Source organism: Paenibacillus peoriae KCTC 3763, assembly GCF_000236805.1.
Lineage (GTDB): Bacteria > Bacillota > Bacilli > Paenibacillales > Paenibacillaceae > Paenibacillus > Paenibacillus peoriae.
Genome location: NZ_AGFX01000021.1, coordinates 203117 through 223354, shown reverse-complemented (window position 1 = coordinate 223354; position 20238 = coordinate 203117). Strand labels below are relative to the sequence as shown.

At 46.7% G+C, this 20238-nt stretch carries 20 protein-coding genes, 1 pseudogene and 1 other annotated feature; of the genes and pseudogenes, 13 read left to right on the top strand and 8 right to left on the bottom strand.

All coding sequences use genetic code 11. The features are described 5' to 3' along the window. Positions 1-179: 179 nt before the first annotated feature. The gene (locus KQI_RS0114765; RefSeq protein WP_010347575.1) at positions 180-1058 is read left to right on the top strand and encodes a hypothetical protein; all 879 of its coding nucleotides are present in this window, start codon (positions 180-182) and stop codon (positions 1056-1058) included. Between the two features lie 204 nt (positions 1059-1262). Here KQI_RS0114765 and KQI_RS0114760 read toward each other — a convergent pair whose 3' ends face one another. Next, a complete protein-coding gene (locus KQI_RS0114760; protein WP_010347574.1) occupies positions 1263-1775 on the bottom strand; it encodes a hypothetical protein in 513 nt (170 codons plus the stop codon). A gap of 348 nt (positions 1776-2123) precedes the next feature. On the opposite strand from KQI_RS0114760, the gene KQI_RS0114755 reads away from it, so the two are divergent. From KQI_RS0114755 to KQI_RS0114740, 4 genes are all read left to right on the top strand, one after another. Continuing rightward, positions 2124-3209 (top strand): glycoside hydrolase family 11 protein, encoded by a 1086-nt coding sequence (locus KQI_RS0114755; RefSeq protein ID WP_010347573.1) that lies wholly within the window; start codon positions 2124-2126, stop codon positions 3207-3209. Between the two features lie 42 nt (positions 3210-3251). Beyond that, complete coding sequence (locus tag KQI_RS0114750; RefSeq protein WP_010347572.1) at positions 3252-4322, top strand: polysaccharide deacetylase family protein; 1071 nt, start codon at positions 3252-3254, stop codon at positions 4320-4322. A gap of 266 nt (positions 4323-4588) precedes the next feature. Next, positions 4589-5524: a hypothetical protein gene (locus KQI_RS0114745; protein ID WP_010347571.1), complete on the top strand. Its 936-nt coding sequence runs from the start codon at positions 4589-4591 to the stop codon at positions 5522-5524. 75 nt (positions 5525-5599) lie between these two features. Then, entirely contained in the window at positions 5600-5836 is a 237-nt protein-coding gene (locus tag KQI_RS0114740) for an NHLP leader peptide family RiPP precursor (RefSeq protein WP_010347570.1), read from the top strand. 114 nt (positions 5837-5950) lie between these two features. Here the strand turns inward: KQI_RS0114740 and KQI_RS0114735 are convergent, their stop codons facing one another. Continuing rightward, the gene (locus KQI_RS0114735) at positions 5951-7840 is read right to left on the bottom strand and encodes a sensor histidine kinase (protein ID WP_010347569.1); all 1890 of its coding nucleotides are present in this window, start codon (positions 7838-7840) and stop codon (positions 5951-5953) included. 385 nt (positions 7841-8225) lie between these two features. Between KQI_RS0114735 and KQI_RS0114730 the strand changes: the two genes are divergently transcribed. From KQI_RS0114730 to KQI_RS0114715, 4 genes are all read left to right on the top strand, one after another. Continuing rightward, the gene (locus KQI_RS0114730) at positions 8226-8468 is read left to right on the top strand and encodes a hypothetical protein (RefSeq protein ID WP_010347568.1); all 243 of its coding nucleotides are present in this window, start codon (positions 8226-8228) and stop codon (positions 8466-8468) included. A gap of 42 nt (positions 8469-8510) precedes the next feature. Continuing rightward, positions 8511-8696, top strand: coding sequence for a hypothetical protein (locus tag KQI_RS0114725; protein ID WP_010347567.1), 186 nt, complete (start codon positions 8511-8513; stop codon positions 8694-8696). A 104-nt stretch (positions 8697-8800) separates the two neighbouring features. Further along, positions 8801-9074: a binding site (T-box leader), on the top strand. A gap of 51 nt (positions 9075-9125) precedes the next feature. Then, positions 9126-10208, top strand: coding sequence for a bifunctional 3-deoxy-7-phosphoheptulonate synthase/chorismate mutase (locus tag KQI_RS0114720; RefSeq protein ID WP_010347566.1), 1083 nt, complete (start codon positions 9126-9128; stop codon positions 10206-10208). Positions 10209-10440: 232 nt separating this feature from the next. After that, entirely contained in the window at positions 10441-12063 is a 1623-nt protein-coding gene (locus KQI_RS0114715) for a DUF1593 domain-containing protein (protein WP_010347565.1), read from the top strand. Between the two features lie 368 nt (positions 12064-12431). Here KQI_RS0114715 and KQI_RS0114710 read toward each other — a convergent pair whose 3' ends face one another. Both KQI_RS0114710 and KQI_RS0114705 read right to left on the bottom strand, forming a co-directional pair. After that, complete coding sequence (locus KQI_RS0114710) at positions 12432-12953, bottom strand: hypothetical protein (RefSeq protein WP_010347564.1); 522 nt, start codon at positions 12951-12953, stop codon at positions 12432-12434. A 97-nt stretch (positions 12954-13050) separates the two neighbouring features. Beyond that, the gene (locus tag KQI_RS0114705; RefSeq protein WP_010347563.1) at positions 13051-13635 is read right to left on the bottom strand and encodes a DUF4879 domain-containing protein; all 585 of its coding nucleotides are present in this window, start codon (positions 13633-13635) and stop codon (positions 13051-13053) included. Between the two features lie 453 nt (positions 13636-14088). Here KQI_RS0114705 and KQI_RS0114700 point away from each other — a divergent pair, with 453 nt between their 5' ends. Continuing rightward, a complete protein-coding gene (locus KQI_RS0114700) occupies positions 14089-14400 on the top strand; it encodes a DMT family transporter (RefSeq protein ID WP_010347561.1) in 312 nt (103 codons plus the stop codon). Positions 14401-14411: 11 nt separating this feature from the next. Here the strand turns inward: KQI_RS0114700 and KQI_RS0114695 are convergent, their stop codons facing one another. Both KQI_RS0114695 and KQI_RS0114690 read right to left on the bottom strand, forming a co-directional pair. Further along, positions 14412-14606, bottom strand: a complete 195-nt coding sequence (locus KQI_RS0114695; RefSeq protein WP_010347560.1) for an aspartyl-phosphate phosphatase Spo0E family protein — start codon at positions 14604-14606, stop codon at positions 14412-14414. Positions 14607-14752: 146 nt separating this feature from the next. After that, complete coding sequence (locus KQI_RS0114690) at positions 14753-15988, bottom strand: MFS transporter (RefSeq protein ID WP_010347559.1); 1236 nt, start codon at positions 15986-15988, stop codon at positions 14753-14755. 131 nt (positions 15989-16119) lie between these two features. Here KQI_RS0114690 and KQI_RS0114685 point away from each other — a divergent pair, with 131 nt between their 5' ends. Both KQI_RS0114685 and KQI_RS0114675 read left to right on the top strand, forming a co-directional pair. Beyond that, positions 16120-16377: a YqkE family protein gene (locus tag KQI_RS0114685; RefSeq protein ID WP_007429100.1), complete on the top strand. Its 258-nt coding sequence runs from the start codon at positions 16120-16122 to the stop codon at positions 16375-16377. Between the two features lie 344 nt (positions 16378-16721). After that, positions 16722-17399, top strand: coding sequence for a peptidylprolyl isomerase (locus KQI_RS0114675; RefSeq protein ID WP_010347555.1), 678 nt, complete (start codon positions 16722-16724; stop codon positions 17397-17399). Positions 17400-17577: 178 nt separating this feature from the next. Here KQI_RS0114675 and KQI_RS0114670 read toward each other — a convergent pair whose 3' ends face one another. Both KQI_RS0114670 and KQI_RS26920 read right to left on the bottom strand, forming a co-directional pair. Beyond that, positions 17578-19011, bottom strand: coding sequence for a hypothetical protein (locus KQI_RS0114670; protein ID WP_010347554.1), 1434 nt, complete (start codon positions 19009-19011; stop codon positions 17578-17580). A gap of 45 nt (positions 19012-19056) precedes the next feature. Then, positions 19057-19824, bottom strand: a pseudogene (locus tag KQI_RS26920) (YwaF family protein). Between the two features lie 142 nt (positions 19825-19966). Here KQI_RS26920 and KQI_RS0114660 point away from each other — a divergent pair. Beyond that, positions 19967-20179: a hypothetical protein gene (locus KQI_RS0114660; RefSeq protein ID WP_007429094.1), complete on the top strand. Its 213-nt coding sequence runs from the start codon at positions 19967-19969 to the stop codon at positions 20177-20179. Positions 20180-20238 lie beyond the last annotated feature (59 nt).

The window sequence follows — 20238 nt, the reverse complement described above, 5'->3', positions numbered from 1 at the left end:
TATATACACGAAAAAAATGAAATGTTCTCGGTACCATATTGATACTTAGGCATTGTCGGCGGGTCATCGGAGAAATACCGCCAGTTGTAGTAAGAGGTCAGTGTATTCTTTAGCCCGCATAAGGCTTCTGAAAGGAAACTTTGCTGTGAACAATAACCACGGAGAGGGATGTGGATAGAATGCTTGAATCCGTACCGGATATGAGAGAAAACATCGTAGCCGAGATGAAAACCTATGTGAGCGAAGACAAGGGCAATGTTTGTGAAGAACTGCAGAGCCCTTATTACGAGGAGCCGATTATTCAATTTGCCGCGGCCGATGATCCTTTATTTGAGGAGTACAAAAAAGTGGTGGGCCCCGACCACGCCACGCCGCAGGAAGCATTTGAACGTTCCTTTGGAATGGGAAGTTTTGATAAAGGCACCGTTATCAGCGTTGTCCTGCCGATCAGTGAGACGATCCGCAAGGCTAATCGTGCGCAAAAAGATAGAGCCTCAAGGGAATGGGTGCTGCTGCGAACCTTTGGGGATGAATATTTTGTACAGTCTGCGAGGCGGCATTTGACGGGATACTTAGCAGGCCTCGGTTACCGTGCGGTTGCGCCGCTGGATACAGATTGGTACAGCATCCATGGTGCCGCAGAGGGGCCGATCTCCAACTGGTCGGAGCGCCACATTGCATATGCAGCGGGTCTTGGCACCTTCAGTATCAACGACGGCTTCATCACCGAAAAAGGAATTGCCATCCGCTTGCTGTCCGTGGTGACCGATCTCAAGGTGACGCCTGATGCCAGAACATCTTCATCCATAGGCCATACTGGAAACTGCCTGCTGTGCAGCAAGGGCATCTGCGGTGTGTGTATTACCCGCTGCCCTGTGCAAGCCATCAGCAAGGACGGCGGACATGACAAAATTGCCTGCATGAAATTTGTGTACGGCCAGGCATCACGGGACTTTGCGGTTCTAAACGGCGGCGAGGCCAAATCGGGTGCTGGCTGCGGACTGTGCCAGACCAAGGTACCCTGCGAGAGCAGGAATCCGATGCGGACCGCCCGGTGAATATCGAAACCTTGCCCCATTCACAAAGGCGTTTCCGGATTACTCCAGAAACGCCTATCTTTTGTCTGCCTATTTTCCCTTACATGTTTGACCATAGCTCAAACCTGGCAAGTTCAAGCAAATATCATTAGCTTACATAGACATTTCCAACTCCACCTGCACTAATACCTTCTGGTGTCGCATGCCAGACATCCCTTTTTTAGTCTAGTTTTCGTGAACCGAGGTTGAAGGTGTTCCTGACTCCTGCTTCAATTGAGCTTCATGTGGAGCCCCGGGCTTACGGTCGAATGTAATCGGGCCTTTACGGTTGACGAGCCGTTTCAGATCCACGGTCATTTCATTTTTCAGCTTATCAATGAGCTGTTCCTCTTTGATTCCTTTGCTTTTGGCAATATCGGCCAACGATTTCCCTTGTCCCAGCTCATTCTCCAACTGGGCAGGAGTGATATCCAAAAGCTTGGCTACTTTTTCGTTCAGATGATGATTCCAGCCGCCAGGCCGTTTGCCATGCTCGTGCTTGTGGGTATGCCCTTGTCGACGGCAGTCCTGTGGCTCCATATTCCCTCGACCAGCATCACCTTGAATCGGGTTGTTGGGAGTAGGGGCTATCATCTTGAGACCGGTTTCTATACCGAATGCTCCAACTGTTCCCGCACTACCATACATCATCACTCCTCCATACAGGATAGCAGCGATCAATTTCCATTGTTTTTTCATGTTGCAGACCCTTCTTTCACTCTTTTTCATCTAATATTTTCTCTTTCCGCTTTTTTTATTCGTTTTCACGCCTGTTAAGCAACCATAAAACGGTAAAAAGACAATCTCATGAATCTGCACTGGCTCCTTGGGCTCCTTTTCATAGAGAGCGAGCAGGAATTAATAACTAAACTTTCTACAGTATAACTTGAATTTTTGCAGGTTAAATATTAAGGAATCTATGATAAAATATTTCTCGTAATCGATTACAATTCAATTTATGGAAGTAAATGACGTATTAAGCTTACTACGGACTACACAGCATCATAGTCAGACTAAATGCAAATGAAACAAAAAGGAGGAATAACAATGAAACAAAAAAGAATGTGGTTATTTTTGTCGATTTTAATTTGTTTTTCACTTACATTACCAGCAGTAACCGCACAGGCGGCAACAACGATCACCTCAAATCAAAGTGGCACCCAAGACGGCTATTACTATGAGTTGTGGAAGGATTCCGGGACCACAAGTATGACTCTCAATAGTGGTGGCACGTTCAGTGCCCAGTGGAGTAACATCGGAAATGCGTTATTCCGTAAAGGCAAGAAATTCAACGAGACCCAGACACACCAGCAAATTGGAAACATATCCGTAAACTACAGTGCCAACTACCAGCCAAACGGCAATTCGTATTTATGTGTCTATGGGTGGACGGTTGACCCGCTCGTAGAATATTACATCGTCGATAGCTGGGGCAGCTGGCGTCCGCCCGGAGCAACGTCAAAGGGCACTTTTACCGTTGACGGGGGGACATATGACATATATGAGACTATTCGAGTCAACCAACCTTCGATTAAAGGCACTGCAACTTTTAAGCAGTATTGGAGTGTCCGGACGTCGAAGCGCACGAGCGGAACCATATCTGTTAGCGAACACTTCAAGAAGTGGGAGAGCTTAGGAATGACAATGGGTAAGATGTATGAAACTTCGCTTACGGTAGAGGGATACCAAAGCAGTGGGAGTGCTACTGTGACTAGTAATACAATTACGATCGGCGGCAGCTCCGGTGGCGGAACTACTCCTCCTCCAAGCACAGGTACGAAAGTGGAAGCAGAGAGTATGACCAAAAGCGGTCAGTACACCGGAAATATCAGCTCGCCGTTCAACGGAGTCGCTTTATACGCCAACAATGATTTGGTGAAATATACGCAGAATTTCTCCAGCGGCACCCATAGTTTTTCACTCCGTGGTGCTTCGAACAACTCCAACATGGCCAGAGTCGACTTAAAAATCGGTGGACAAACAAAGGGCACCTTCTACTTCGGCGGGAGCAATCCTGCGGTCTATACGCTAAACAATGTCAGCCATGGAACCGGAAATCAAGAGGTTGAGCTTGTTGTAACAGCCGATAACGGGACATGGGATGCTTACATTGATTATCTGGAGATCAACTAACCCCCCCATACTAGCCATTCAAAATTGCTAGGAGGTAGAACCATGTTTAAAGCTAAAGCAGGAAAATGGGTGGCGATCGGGTCGCTCGTCGTGTCTTTGTTCACGGGCTCGCTGGTGACTTCCGACAACGAGGCGCTTGCGGCCGATTGTTCGAACGGCTATGTAGCATTAACCTTCGACGATGGTCCGAATCCCTACAACACCACAACGCTGCTTAACACACTGAAGCAAAACGGCTTGCGTGCGACGCTCTTCAACATTGGACAGAATGCGCAGAATTACCCGTCACTCGTACGCGACCAGCAGGCAGCAGGCATGTGGATTGGCAACCATTCATGGTCGCATCCGCATATGACGCAACTGAGCACCTCACAGATGGCATCGGAAATGACGCGCACGCAACAAACGCTGCAGTCCATTACCGGCACGGCACCGAAGCTGTTCCGTCCGCCGTACGGCGAGACCAACGCGACCTTGAAGTCCATCGAGACGCAAAACGGTCTTACCGAAGTGCTGTGGAACATTGACTCACAGGACTGGAACGGCGCCACCACCGCCCAGATCGTAGCCGCCGCGGGCAGGCTGCAAAACGGCGACGTGATCCTGATGCATGACCAGTATCAGACTACGCTCCAAGCGATCCCGCAGATCGCGCAGAACCTCAAGAGCCGGAGTCTTTGCTCTGGCATGATCTCGCCAAACACCGGTCGGGCGGTCGCGTCTGACGGCGGAAGCGGTGGTACGCCAAGCACAGGTACAAAAATGGAAGCCGAGAGTATGACCAAAGGCGGTCAGTACACCGGAAATATCAGTTCGCCGTTCAACGGAGTCGCTTTATACGCCAACAATGATTTGGTGAAATACACGCAGTATTTCGAGAGCGGTACCCATAATTTTTCACTCCGTGGTGCTTCAAATAACTCCAACATGGCCAGAGTCGACTTAAAAATCGGTGGACAGACGAAGGGCACCTTCTACTTCGGCGGGAGCAATCCTGCGGTCTATACGCTAAACAATGTCAGCCACGGAACTGGAAATCAAGAGATTGAGCTCGTTGTAACAGCTGATAACGGGACATGGGACGCTTACATTGATTATTTAGAGATCAACTAGAATCCCGAAGCGATAAATGATCCTTTTGAGTTGTTGATTTGATTTCTGATCGTTTTTTCAAAACAAAATCCCGGCGGGATCTTCCCGGCTGGGATTTTTGTCGGTATCCCAAGTGGTTATTCAACAGGCGTGATTCATATTATATTTTTTGCATCATCCTCAATGTGAAAATAACAAAATCTTGCAAAATAGCATTCTATTATACAATGGCGGGTAACAACTAGAAATCGCTATAAATATATTTATAAGAGATGCAGGTGATAGCGATGGAATGGTATTTTGCATACAAACAGGAATTAGAGGACGTGTTTCGTCAAGCGGAGGAGCGAACAGCTGCGTTCCCTGCTCCGTTTCAGCATCAGGGCCTGGACTATCTGGCCCGTTTTAACCCATTGCGGGAAGACAGCACACGGAACTACATATGTTACTTGCTCCCCTTTTGGCTGCAAGAAATCACCGGGCTGGCTCCCGAAATATGCCGAAAGCTCTCGCTTGGCAACGTGTTTGTTATGGCTCACTATTTAATTCAGGATGATGTGATGGACACCATAGCAGACAACCGTAAAACACAACTCGCCTTAAGCCAGCTATTTTATACCGAATGTCTAAGCATTTATCGGGACCTTTTTCCCGCGTCCTCCCCTTTTTGGTCACATGCCAGAACGTATGTCGATGAATGGGCCGTTAGTGTGACATCCGAGGGGAAAGAGGACTATTTTCAAGGAAAACGACATCAGGTGGCACTAAAAGCAAGTCCGTTAAAAATGGCCGGGACGGGCGCTTTGCTGCTTGCAGGCCGTGCCGACCTAATCGAGACCATTACAGATATGACGGATACGGCACTGCTTGTACTCCAAATGTCAGATGATTGGGCGGATTGGGCGGAAGACTGGGAGGAACATAGCTACAATTGCCTATTGTCCCATATCAGTGTCGAACAAAAGACGGCTTATCGTGAAGGCTTGAATCCAGACATGATTCAGGAAGCGATTTATGTACGTGGCATGCTTGCCAGTTATGCAGATATTGCTGATCAGGCCGTCCAGCAGTTGGAATCTATGGAACCTTCCACCCCCGGCCTGCATGCGTTTGCACGTTCCATCGCCGAGGAGCTGGGCGAGACAGCCGCAGAAATTGAAAGCGGACGCTCTCATTTGAGAAGAGGCGGACTCGATTTTTGGATCTCCAAAAATATGAAATAATGCTAGATTTTGATGAGTCTTTCGTGGTATACTGACTAGGTAAATATAACCAATTGAATGAGAGGGTGATTTTTGATGGCTACTGAAGTTCTTCAAACACAAGTCATTCAAAAAGCTTGGGAGGATGCCAGTTTCAGAGAAAAACTGATGACAGATCCCAAATCTGCAATACGTGATGTGTTAGGAGTCGTGATCCCCGATCATATCCAAATCAAAACGTTAGAAGAAACACCTGATCAGTTTTATCTGGTCATCCCTCCAGACCCTTCTGGCGTGCTCGCCGCATCCCAGAAACCTAGCTCAATGTGGTAAATGGCTGTTTCACAGTACATTTGTACTCTAGTTCTTAGTAACAAGAGGCTTAATCACAAGCGGGTGGGTTCAGCAAGCTTCCTTCCATTTTCTCCGAACGCAAAAAGCCGGATATTATCCGGCTACGGGGAAACGGATGGTCGCTTCTGTACCCACCCCTTTTGCACTTGTGAAAGATATTTTGCCATTCATCGTTTCAATAATCCGAAAGGTCACCATCATCCCCAAACCTGTGCCTTTTGTCTTATTCGAAAAATAAGGCTCACCTAGTCTGGATAAGGTCTGAGCATCCATTCCTTCACCATTATCCCGAATATGAATAACAGCCTCTCCGTTATCCACATAAGCCCATATCTGAATATGACCCTGATCCCGCAGCGCTTCAATGCTGTTTTTGATGATATTGATGAACGCCTGCTTGAACTTGGAGGAATTCCCGCGTACTTTGATTTCCTGGGGAATATCCAGCGAAATTTTACCGCCTTGCAAATTAGCCATCGGACTAATGATTCCTTCAATATGCTTGAATTCGTCCAATATAGTCAGCGTTTTGGTTTGTTCAAATTCCGGCTTGGCAAAGGTAAGAAAATCGGTAATAATCGCGGAAGCCCGATCCAGTTCCTCCAGCGCAATATACAGATAATCTTTGTTTTTGCCATCCTCCTGCTTGCTCATCAGTTGGAGAAATCCGCGGGTAACTTGAAGCGGATTGCGTACCTCATGCGCTACAGATGCAGCCAGATCGCTGATAATCTCCATTTTTTCCGAACGTTGAAGCTCATTATTGAACATCTCCAGCTCTCTGGAATAGCGAACTACCTGCTTATGTTTTTCAGCCAGCCTTCTGCCCAAAATCGCAATCAACGCCAGCACAAAGCCGAACACGCCCCATTTCCACAGAAACATATTGTAGTGTCCTTCCCGAATGAAGAACCAGGTCAGCTCAGCAATGGAGATAACTGCAAAAAAAGCAAAGCCTGTCGATAAAATAATCGCTTCGTGATCTCCCTTAAGTGCCATGCGAACCGAAGCAAACACCAGCAATACAAGCAAAGCCACGAGCAATATGTACAGAACGGTTACACTAAAGAAATAATATACATCGTTTAACCGCTCCTGTGCACCCAAATTCACAATCATCATGGTGAAGCAGAACAGGGAGTAGGCAGTTAGCACCTTTCGAAACTGGCGAATCAGTAGAATCGAACTAATATTTTGTTCAAAAAAGTACGCTAGTGAAGGCAACAAGATGAACATCCCCACATCAAAGAGCTGTAAATACAGCTTGCCAAAGCTGCGATAGAACGTATACAGAAAAGGCGAATACGTCACAATCATCAGACCAATGGACAGTACAATTGCGCTGAGAGACAGCCACATGGCCATACTTGGACGGAACAGAAAGAACGAGCAGATTAGCAGTACCAGGGCAATGAAAATGAACGTACTGCCTAGTACGATATCCAAAACATCCATTCTGACCAAATTCCCCAGCAAGTCGCGATAATCACCAGTGATCACATTTCCGATAATACCCAGTCTATTCCGGCTGCTTTCCGTCCATATGTATAATGTTTTACCGCTATCATCCGGTTTCAGCGGAATTAGAATACGATTGTTCTCATAATTGTACCCACGGTAGGATTCGTAAAAATTGGTGCCATCCTTATACAGCGTAATATGCCGGCCATAAATATTTTCAAAAAGCACCGCTGGCGTTTCATCATATAGCGATGGTAGACGAATACGAATCCAGGCGGAGCCGATATTGCCGGGCTGCGTGGGCAACTGTGAATCGTCCTGAATATGCATCCAGGTCTTGCTAGTGTCCCTTACTTCATCCAGAGATCCATCCTCCCCTTCCACTCCCCATCTCATATCCCATGAGGGGATCTTATATTCTCTTTCCGGGGTCGACTTCGCCGCATAGGCGGGGTGGCCCAGCGACAACAGCATCACTATGACCGCCAGCAAGGCGGCGACAGCTTTGGGCACATGCCTCATATTAAGCACCTCAAAGTTACAAAGTAGGATTTACAAATTTGTATGCATTTTTACATTTTTAAACGTTCTGAAATAATATTATTCTATAAGATGATGTGCATACCTTCTTCAAGAGAAGGATATCATGTTCTTTTCACTCATTATTTCTAAAATCTTCATATTGATTAATAAATAATCATTTCCTGTTCGCTTTCTCATTCTCATACATATTCCTCTCTATCCTCTTTATCATATCACAGCGGTTACGAAAAAAACGGTTAAAGGGAATAGGCATATCCCTATTCGCATGATTTTAACCTCTGATAGACACACTAACTCAAGGTTTAGCCATTCTACTGTTTGGGTAAGGTCGAAATAAGCAATCAAAATAAAGGAGCTGAGCAACATGGCCAAACGTGACGATCGCACAACCGAGCTGCATGACCATGATTTTGAGCCTTCCCTGCAAAATGCGGAAACCAACTGGGAGAATCTGACCGAAGGACCGGATAACCCACTGGAGAACATACCCGACGCTGATGAGTTGACACCGGACAGTCCTGTGGACCCTTCCGCTCCCGCCGAATTCCTGCATGGGACGGATTTGCTGAACGGCACCGACGGGGATGAGGATGAGAATGAAGGGTAACGAGATGCAGGAAAGCTTGTTGAAAGGAGTAGACCGAGCCCAATGTATAAAGATCCGATGACTCAGGCCGATATGGAGTACAAACGTTACAAAGCCTTAAATCCTGTGGAAGAGGACGACCGCAGGTCTGCGGACAAGCCGATTTCGGATGATTTTATACAGAATTTTGCCGAAAACAACCCACGAGGAATCGCATCAGCAAAGCCCGTACCCAGAGATCGAGGCTGATAAAAGGACCGATTCAAAGCGGTGCGAAAACTGAAGCGAATAATCAGGGCTTGCCTTCTGCACCTACTTTGTTTAAAATAAGGTAAATCTTTTGAATACCATGATCAAAGACATGGACGGAGACAAGTAGACGTCTAACCGGATTCCCACAGAAAGGTACGAATTGCTGAGAGCGTACCGTAATCCCGCGTTGAAATTCACTCCCGAGTCGAGCCTTGAACCGACAGAAGGATTCATTCCTTTGTCCGCATTAGAGGTTTCCGGAAGCCCCCGTTACGGGCATTAAGCTCAGAAGTTACTGTTGTCAATTAAATTGACGTTGACGACTCGTATGTATACTTCTGTAATTAGGGTGGTACCACGGCATTCGTCCCTTGCGACGAGTGCCTTTTTGTGTTAAAAAAATTTTATTCGGGAAGGGTGTACTGTATGTCGAACAATGAAAATTCTTTGGAGCTGCTGCGGGAACAGCTCGATGCTACAAACCTGCAATTGCTGGAGCTGCTGTCCCAACGCGCTGAACTGGCGGGACAACTTGGAAAATTGAAGGAGGCACAAGGAGTGCCTGATTTTGATCCGGTGCGTGAGCAGCAAATGCTCGACAAGCTGATTGCAGCTAACCGTGGACCTTTTGACGATGCAACAATTCGCCAGCTGTTCAAAAACATTTTCAAGGCTTCACTGAACTACCAAAAAGAAGAGCACAAAAAGCATCTGATCGTCAGCCGCAAAAATCAGCCGGACAGCACGGTCATCAAGGTCAAAGATACATTGGTGGGCGGCAAGGCCTCCATCATGGTTGCGGGTCCATGCTCGGTGGAAAGCTACCAGCAAACTCGCGAAGTAGGCGCGGCTCTCAAAGAGGCAGGTGTACCGATTCTTCGCGGTGGTGCGTTCAAACCGCGCACATCCCCGTACGATTTCCAAGGGCTGGGCGTTGAAGGTCTGCAAATTCTCAAACGCGTAGGCGACGAGTTCGGGCTGGCGACGATCAGTGAAATCGTCGATCCAAGACATTTGGAGGAAGCCATCCAATACATCGACATCATTCAAATCGGTGCGCGCAACATGCATAACTTTGAGCTGCTTAAGGCAGCGGGTGAAACGAGAACTCCGGTTCTGCTCAAACGCGGACTGGCGGCAACCATGGAAGAATTCCTTCATGCCGCGGAATACATCGTTTCTCGTGGCAACACACAAGTCATGCTGATTGAGCGCGGTATTCGTACGTATGAAAAATGGACCCGCAACACGCTGGACATTTCCGCTGTACCGATTTTGAAAAAGGAAAGCCATCTGCCTGTGCTGGTAGACGTGACTCACTCCACAGGACGTAAGGACATCCTGGCCCCTTGCGCCAAAGCCGCACTGGCTGCTGGAGCTGACGGTATCATGGTAGAGGTTCATCCGAACCCGGCAGTCGCTCTGTCCGATGCTCAGCAACAGCTGAACATTCCTGAGTTCAATACATTCATGTCGGAAGTCAAAGAATCCGGTTTATTCAAAGCATAAAACCAGTTTTATGCAAAGCTTCATAAATCGCTTTCATTTTCTCGGATTATGTTGTAGAATCTAAACAGGATTGTGACTGATCATGCAGGCAAAACCTAGATATATGTATGCGCCATTTCTATGGAGCATATATGTATTTAGGTTTTTTTTATATCCTAAATCATGAATAAAAAGGATGCCAGCATGGTTATAATCCTAAAACATCCAGGAACGTTCAGAGAGGGGAACAGAAATGAGAAAAAGAAAAGGGTTAAGCGCTTTTTTGTTAACTATGATATGTATTTTGATCATCAGTGGTTGTAGTGGGAAGGCTCCCGCTGTTACCAAGGATGAAAGCGCTGTTCCAGCAGAAAAACCAACGGAAACTAAAGTAGAAAATAAAACAGCCAAGGCCAGAACGGTTATCACTACCGATGGAGAAGTAGATGACATGAACTCTGTGATTCGCTTCCTTCTCTATTCAAATGAAATGGACTTATCCGGGATCGTATTGACCAGCTCTGTATATCATTATGCAGGGGATGAAAAGGCCGGCATCAAGCCATTTAGATGGACCGGAACACAATGGGTAACGAATATGATCGATGCCTACGGAGAAATTTACCCTAACTTAATCAAACATGCCGAGGGCTATCCAAAGCCTGAATATCTCAAGAGCGTTACCAAGATAGGCAACATTTCAAATAAAGGTGAAATGGACAAGGAAACGGAAGGCTCCAACTTCCTTAAAACACTTTTCCTGGACGATGACAAAAGAGATTTGTACGTGCAAACTTGGGGTGGAACCAATACCACAGCTAGAGCGCTAAAATCCATTGAAGACCAATATAAAAATACAGATCAATGGGAAACGATTCGAAAAAAAGTAAGTGATAAGCTCGTGCTGTATATTATTTTGGACCAAGACGACAGCTACAATAAGTACATTGCAAAAAATTGGCCTGACATTAGAATTATCAATGACCAATCGAACTTCTGGCATTTCGCCTATGCATGGAAAATGCATACGGAAAAAGTAAACAGCAAGCTGCATGGAGAATGGAATTTCAAAAACATCAAGGATGGTCACGGCAAGCTGCTGAGTATGTACGCTTTGATGGGTGATGGAAATATCATCAAAGGTGAATTGCCTGAAGAGCAAAGAGGCACCGATGCCTACTTGAAGAAAAATCCTCAATACAACAAGTATGACTTTATTTCGGAAGGGGATTCTCCGTCCTTCTTCTATCTGATTAACAACGGCTTGCGGAGTATGGAAAACCCAACCTATGGAGGCTGGGGAGGCCGCTTTGGTGTCGTTAACGACAAATTATTCAGAAATACCGTGTTGGATTATGATGTATACACGAAAAGATTCGAAGCAGAATACTCCGTGATGCGTTGGTTTGATGATATTCAAAATGACTTTGCTGCTCGGGCGGATTGGGCGATTGCATCCGACTACAAAGATGCCAACCACAATCCAACGTTGACCATTAAAGAAGGATTGGATCTCACTGCTAGTCCAGGGGAAAAAATTACGTTGCATGCAGAAGGCTCCGATCCAGATGGCGATTCATTGACCTATAAATGGTGGAGATACTTTGAAGCAGATACGTATGAGGATTCTAAAGTAAAACCAGCACAGGTTAAATCTGAAATGCTGGGTAATTTGCAGATCGGACTTCATCGTGAAGTAGCTAAAGGCGAAAAGCTGAACACCATCGACCTGCAAGGCAGTGACACGAACACCATGAGCTTTACCGTTCCTGCAGATGCGAAATCAGGAAATACGATTCATATCATTGCGGAAGTGCAAGACAATGGAAAACACACTTTAAAACATTATCAACGTGTGATTGTAACTGTAAAATAACAGACCGAACATCCAAAACAAAGGCTCATGGAAGTACAACACTCCATGAGCCTTTTATTTATGCATATCACATTTTCCCGATGACGCCGTACAGGCGAAGGAATTACTTCTCGACAAGGGAGAGCTTAGAGAATATGGGCTGATTCTCGCAAGGCTGAAGGAAGATATTGCGGCCCTTTCCACCCAACCGGACGCGCCTAAACGCCATTGGCATAGCCTGTCACGCCTGTTACGGGATATACGGGATTTGGGGGAGCTCTTTTCCTGCTGATGCGGTTTGGAGCAACGTCACAACGAGAAAAGACGCACGGTATGTATATACCAGTGCGCCTTGCTCATGTGTAGCACTATCAAGAATCTTTGATAATTCAACCAAGGAGAGATAAAAAAGATTCAAAAAATTTTTTTTCAAACCCAAGCTGGGCAGAACTTTTATCTCTTGTTAACGGATTGTTGACTCGTTCCAAAGCCGCACTTATTAGAGACTTGGCAGAATCCTTGTCTGCAAACACATTGTTCATGCGTATACGGGCTTCTTTAGCACCATAACGAAGCATCAAGTTGTATTCCATCTCCATATGTCGTGCCAACAAGGAGGAACCTGCAATTTTACCATCAGCATCGGTTAAAGGATTGAACCCACCGCATTCTTCCTCTGCTTTCTTCCATGCATCCTGGACTTCTTGAGATGCATTATTCAACGTTGCCTGAGCCATTGTACTACCACGAGATTTCCCCGCTTCTACTTCCTTTTTGGTATTGGCAGAAGAAAAAGCCGCCACATCAAGTTTTGATACGGTTGAATTCGTACCAGAAACTGATGAACTTTTGGGCTTAATACCCGCATTCCTCATGGTAAAACCAGTGTAGCCAATTCCTCCAACATTCATTTTCTTACATCCTTCCTCTGTAAATCATGTACTTAATCGTAGAAAGTACTGGGATAACCTTCTTGTTATTACAACTCATGAATATTGCGAGTAGGAGTTAACGAACATTAATCCATGCTTCTGCAGTATTCCAAGGAGAATTTGCGGAACGAACAGTACCTACAAATTGTCCGCCTTCACTAGTGCCTTCATTAATCCAAGAACGGGCCCAAGCATCTATGATACTATCGCCATTCAAATCAAGAGCCTCAGTCCAATTATTTGTCATAAGACTGCCGCCGAGCTTACCATAGTGAGAATTGTCATAACCAATCTGGAAAGTAATACACTGAATCCAATCCCCACGGTGATCATTATTAGTGCTAAACGGGTTGCTATTGAACCCATATATCTCTTGACCGCCATAAGGAGATGCGACAGCGTATACATTAATGTGAGATACTGGTGGGGCAGGTGCCTGGACAATTGGGCCATCATCGTTTTTAGCTTCTTTAGATTCATCAGCTTTCTGAGATTCAAATGAAGCCTTAGCCGCCTCCACAGCAGCAAGGAACTCATTGGAATTAACAATCTCTTCCTTGGTCAAGGGTTGGGCTTGAGTAGCATCACCTTTTGCAAAGGCAGAAACATTAAACGAAAGAGCTAGAACAAGAATAAGAGCCAAACCGCACAACTTTTTCATAGCAATAAATCCCACCTTTCTCAGATATGGCTATCCCAGTACTGAATCATACGATTATGACGAAAATTATTTCTCCTTGAAGCTAATTATCCTCCTCTCTTTTGAAAATTGTCCCTCCCTTCTCATTAACTGTATACAGTAATAAAAAAGGTAGAACAGTTACAGGCTAAAAAAACTCTATGATGCAGGAATATATATGTTAAAATAATGCCTGCTTAGCGGTTAGAGCTAATACCTATCTTAAAAATTTTATCATTCCAAAACAAATATAAAAATGACTTAATTATATTATAATTGAAATATATTCCACATTCTTTGGATACAGAGTACACTTTATTATCATTATAAGTCAAGGTTTTTCATGAATATTATGGTTTGTTAAAAAACGCTTAAACTTAGCGGGGCAATACATACAGAGGCCTATTTTCTTGACCTTGGTAGGGGAAAGTTCGGATGGACAAATACCCGCCCGTGACGTTATCTTTTTATCAAACCGTCGCAGGCAGTAGCTTTTTCATACCACTGGTCCTATTGGAAAAAGATCATTGGCAGGCTCCAACAACGGCATCGTTAACATTGTTAATATATCTGGGCGTTTTCTGCTCTGTTATTGCATTTTTTCTTTACAACTATGGCTTAATCAAGCTGTCACCGAACATTTGCGTTTCTTTGATGAATTTGGTTCCGATATTTGGTGTACTATTTCTCTGTGTTACTATTGCAGGAGACGATTACATGGCGCCAAATCATTGGCGACTTCACTAAAAGTTTCTCGCTCAGCCGGTGGCATTGGTGCAATCGGATTTTTTTTCTTTTATATAAAAATGGCGGTTATATTGATTGATGAGGTTATCCAGAATTACAGACTGTCTAAGCACACTGGCGTGGCTAAAGCCATGTTTTGCTTGCAAAACATACAGCTTTTGGCGAGCTTTCTCCAGTTTTTGACGTAAAATGTCGTCTCTTATCATAATATATCCCTCCTTGTCGTATCATCAGTTTAGAGGGTTATGAATAAGTTTAGTAAAAGTAAAAGTTTGGGATTAAATATTTATTAGCACAAAAAAAGACCTGCTTCCTAGAGCAGATCTGCAAAATGAATTAGATATTCCAGCGCCTATTCGACAGAATGAACATTCCCATCCGTTGCCTTATGGGGAGCTGAAGCCGTAAAAACTTCCTTTCCTTTTGTCCATAGCAGCAGCGCCGCAACCAGCAGCATGCCGCCGTTGAGCACAAAAATCCAGCGGATCGGCATCCAACTGCCGAGCAAACCGCCAATCAGCGGAGCTGCCATCATCGCCAATTGTGTAGCCGATTGATTTAGGCTAAAGGCACGGCCGCGGAATTCCGGCTTGGTGACCTCTACGGTCATCGCATTGATCGCCGGGATGACGGACGCATAAAACAAGCCATACCCAAAACGAAGCGCACCAAAGCCAAAAAAGTTGGTTACAAAAAATTGTAGAATGTTCCCGATTCCAGAACCAATCAGTCCGATCAGCAGCACCTGTGCAAATCCGATCCGTCCGCCGATTCGCCCCCACCGTGGAGCCATGAGTACAGCCGCAATGCCAACGGCTGAGAATACAATTCCCGAGCTTAAAGAAGCCTGGCTGCGGACAACTCCCATCTCAAGCACGTACACCGTAATGAGCGGTTCCAAAATCATGACGGAAAAGGTACTCAGTCCGGCCAGAATGAGCAAAAAGTACAATGGTCGATTAGCCATAGCCTCCTTGATATCATCGCGGACATGCGAGCGGGTGTCTGTTTTCTTAAAGCTGTCCTCTCTGGTGCCAAAGGTCGCAATTAACGCAGACACCAGCACAAGCGCCGCAGAGAACAAAAAGGCATTTCGATTGCCATAATAATGACTTACTACCCCGCCAATCAGCGGACCTATAATACTGCCGGTGGCCCCGGCGGTCGCCATGATGCCAAGTGCATACCCTGTTTTGTCCTCGGGCGACCCTGTACCAACCAGTGCGATGGCTGCAGGAATAAAACCGGAGAGAAGGCCCTGAAACAGACGTACTCCTACGAACACATAGGGGTCTGTCACAAAGGCGCATACCAGGTACAATACCGCCAAGCTAAAGCCGGAACGAATCAGCATCGGCTTGCGTCCATACTTATCTGCGAGCGAGCCCCAGAACGGAGCAATGAGCGCACTGGCTAAAAAAGTGATTCCAAAAGCAATCCCCGACCACAGCTCCAAATGATCGTTTACGCCCATTTCCGTATTCAGAAAAATAGGTAAAAACGGGATCGATACCGAATAGGCCATGCTGCAAAACAATACCCCAATCCACAAATTAATCAGGTTCCGCTTCCAATATTGATGATACATGCTGCCACCCGCCCCTTCTGCTCATTCCATTATTACCCTCTACATTGAAAAAGTCCACAGCAAGCCCCGTTCTTCAATCGTGGAACAACCACGAAGAAGCTGATATAATCGAATGGAATGGAGATGATGACATGGCTAAAAAGAGAAATTCGTCGATTCCCGCTCCAGCAGCTCAGGACAAACCTGCTACATTAAAGGATCTGCTGAGCCAAGATGTGCTGAATAAGCTTAAGGCGCAGGCTAATGAAGCCCAGGCAGAGCAGGACAAACGCAAGGAAGACGAACGACAGCGTGCCCTCGAAGCAAAAAAAGCAGAACAAAAGAAGCTGGACAACAACTTTGAGCATCTGCTGAATAACAGTGATTTGGACTGGCACAAATATAAATAAGCCAAAACCATTTCGGTTTTGGCTTATCATTTGCGCTTTATATTTTCCACTTTATATTATAGCCAGTCACGAATATGCTGTATCGAGTACAACACCCCTATCCAAACCGGAAGACTGAACGTCACACCCCAAATGAGACCTTTAGCCAGCTTTTTGTCTACCTCCATCATGATCCTGCCCCTTTCCTAGGGAATAGCAGCAGTATGGGTCAAGAATACGGTTTTCAAACCAGTATTTCCATATCCCAGCAAAAAAGGTATGATAGAAAATGGAAAAGTGCTCTGCGCTGCCCCCAAAAAATAATTTAGGATGTTATACCATCCAACCTTTCAGGAGGAATACCAATGAACCGAAAAACGATACGCCCATGGTACATGTTGTGCCTTCTGGCCATCATGCTCGTGCTTGTTGCCGGATGCGGCACAAAAGCGACCGACGTGGAAGCCGCAAGCCGGACAAGCAATACAGCTCCTGCTGCGACTAAAGACAAAAGCAAGGCTGTTTCCCATCCCATCGTTACGATTGTCATGAATGATGGTAAAAAGATTAAACTTGAGCTGTACCCTGAAGTAGCGCCAAACACCGTCAACAATTTCATCTCTTTAGTGCAAAAAGGTGCTTATAACGGTACCATTTTCCATCGTGTAATTCCGGGCTTCATGATTCAAGGAGGCGATCCGAAAGGTAATGGTACAGGTGGTCCCGGCTACAGTATCAAAGGTGAGTTCAAGAGCAATGGCTTCAACAATACGCTCAAACATACACGCGGTGTATTATCTATGGCCCGCTCGGCGGCTCTGGATTCAGCCGGATCACAATTTTTCATCATGGTTGCCAATGCGGACTACCTCGACGGTCAATATGCTGCTTTCGGTAAAGTGACGTCCGGGATGGAAGTGGTCGATGCCATCGTCAACTCCAAACGGGATAGCAATGACAAACCGCTCAAACCGGTTACGATGAAAAAAGTAACTGTGGACACGCTGGGTAAAAAATATCCGGCTCCAGTCAAAGTAAAATAAGATAAGATAAAATAAGATAAAATTACATTCAAACTCGTCTTTCAAAACGAGGGGACAGCAACGACCTTGTGCATGTGCATAAGGTCGTTGCTGCATCTCCCCTGATGCTTTCTTAGCTGCAGAATCTGTGATGTAGTAAGAGTATATACACAAAGGGAAGCGTTTTCAATCATTAATTTTAAGGAACATCCACTTCATGCTCCGGCAGGTTGCGATGTGCCTTTTTGCCCTTGAGCAGCCATAGCTCCGGTGTATCCTGAACTCCCTCAAGTTTCAGACGAAACGTCCGCTGTGGCAAATGGCGTATGCGCAGCAGTAGACGATTTCCATCTGCCATTGCATCCACAAGCTCCAGCGGTGCCGGAGAAGCGCTGCTCACCGTATCACTCAGCTGGCCAATTGTACCCGTTGCGCCCTCCCGGCTCCAGAGGCGCAGCTCATCTACTGACGGTAAGGCAATCCGCTTGCTGAAAGAAACCATCAGCTCATCTGCAGCCGTTCGCTCTGCCCTAAGCGGTCTGGGCGGCTCATCATACATATAGCCGCCCAGATGGTATTCATAGGCGGCCCAGGTGGCGTAGTCGCCCTGCAGGGCGACAGCCCCAAACCGCCGTATCCACTCGCGATCCCGAACCATGCTCGCGAGGGAACCGATATCCGCCTGCACCCCGAGGGGCAGGTCCGGATAAGCGGCGCGTATCGACTGCGCCATGCGGGCATAGCCGCGAATATAATGCGGCGGCAGGCGGCGGCGCATCCAGTCCGGCCAATGGGTCTGGAGCACATGCATATCCGGGGCGACGCACCGGATCATCGCTACCGGGTCCAGACCCTGCCATTCCCGCAGCTGACCGGGAACATCGCCGCGCCCATTTACAGCAAGCGACCATGTCGCCACGCAGATGTCCGGCCGGACATCACGCACACCGCCTGCGCCGTTCACCAGCTCGCCAATCAGCCCGTTCACGGCGTCCACGCGCAGATCGACCCACTGTGCGTACAGCTCCGGGACCTTCCGGTAATAATTCCGTGCATGCTTGTCGCGGAAATTCGGAATGTCCTCACCGCTGCGCTTGCGGAAGGCGCGCTGTGCATGCGGTCCAATATCCCCGTATACTCCACTGCGCAGCCCGTTCCATTCGGGAAAATAAGGCTCCGCCACCTCGAACCCGTCGAACGGAATGTCGGTGACGAGCCGGGCAGCGGCTTTCTTTTTCCACTCCACGTACTCGTGTGCAAAATGTGAAAGCCGCTGAAACCCGTCGTCCGGTTCGCGCAGCAGCTCCATGCGCCATCCTTTCCACTGCGGCGGCAGCTGTGACACGCCAAAAGAACCGTTGCCCAGCACCATCGCCCACACCGCTATGCCTCTGCGCTGAAAAGCGGCGACAAGCGCTCCATCCACTTCATTTTCACGCACAACAAAATAATGGACGGTCTGGTAGCCCGCAAGGGCGATTTCATCTGCTATACTGTCCCGCGAACGGTTGGCGTAATAGGGAAACAGCGGATCGATTTGAATACTGGGGCCGCTCGGCGCCCACGGTTTCATGTTTCCGGTCAGTGCTACAGGACCTGTCGATTCAGATCTGCCATTTGCGTGATCGCTCATTCGATCCACCTCCGTTACTCGCGTTTTCTCCGCCACAGATTCTTTTTAATATGTCTTTCTATATGTTCCCAAGCGGGCATACAGCCTGCCTCCCGGCAGCACCTCGAACAACAGCATCATCAAAGAAAAGAACAGCAGTGCCATGACCTCTTCCGCCAAAATATACACAGGATATGGCCCCAAAACATCCAATATCGACGGTGTGGACGGTTTTCCGGCAAGAAACATGTAATTTGCTCCGAGAGCAGCATCTATGATCCATACGATCAGCGCCAAGCCATTCAGAAAAAGCATGGCTCCTGCAACACTTTTCTACGTCGGTTTAAGTCCTTCTATCCAGGTCATATACAATGCCGCCAAAATAATACCACTATGGGCCACAAAAAAATGGATGAAACGGTAATGAGGAAAAGCATATGCCAAATTAGGCGTAAGCACTGCTTGAAGCGCTCCTCCAATTCCGGCAAAAAGGATAATCGGATATAGCCAGCGGCTTCGGAAAAACAGCATCAGAATAGATAGCAGTAGTGTCACACTGCATAGCTCAAACGGCAACGACGTCTGGGCATCCCAAATGCGCTGCGTCACGTACCATATATTTAGAGTCACCTCTGACAGAAGAAGAACAGTCATTAAAAACCAGCGAATCCCCTCGCTTACAGGCTTATGCGACCGAATACCCTCCCGAGTCAGCCACAGCAGCAAAGCGCATACAATGAGTCCCAGTACAGCCCACACATGTGACGGCGTAAATGCCTCGAATCTCTCCGGCGCATACGCATCGAACCAGGACTCTGCCCACGGCTTGTTCATAAAAAGCCCCCATTTATCTCTGTTTCCCTTTCGTTGCATTCTATTTTATACCAAATAACTGAGTATGTTCTAGTCGCCTTTCTTGCTTGTTCCATACCTCAGCCTTTATGATAATAGATATCATATTCAAAGGAGATCTCTCATGCCCATTAATCGCCGATTAATTACAGATCAGGATTTCAGTGAGGCACTGGAACGCCATCTTCGTGTCCGGGTATTTCAGGACGACCAGTTGATTGGCTCGGGCGGAACCATCATCCGTTTTGACGATCAAACCATCGTCGTGCAATCCAGTGTCAGTGATGTAGCTTACCATCCAAGAAAACAATGTGAATTTTTTGAAATTAAAAAATAGCCCCCACACACCGGGGAACCATTTTGCTTCGTTTTCCGGTGTACAACGGCTATATTTGG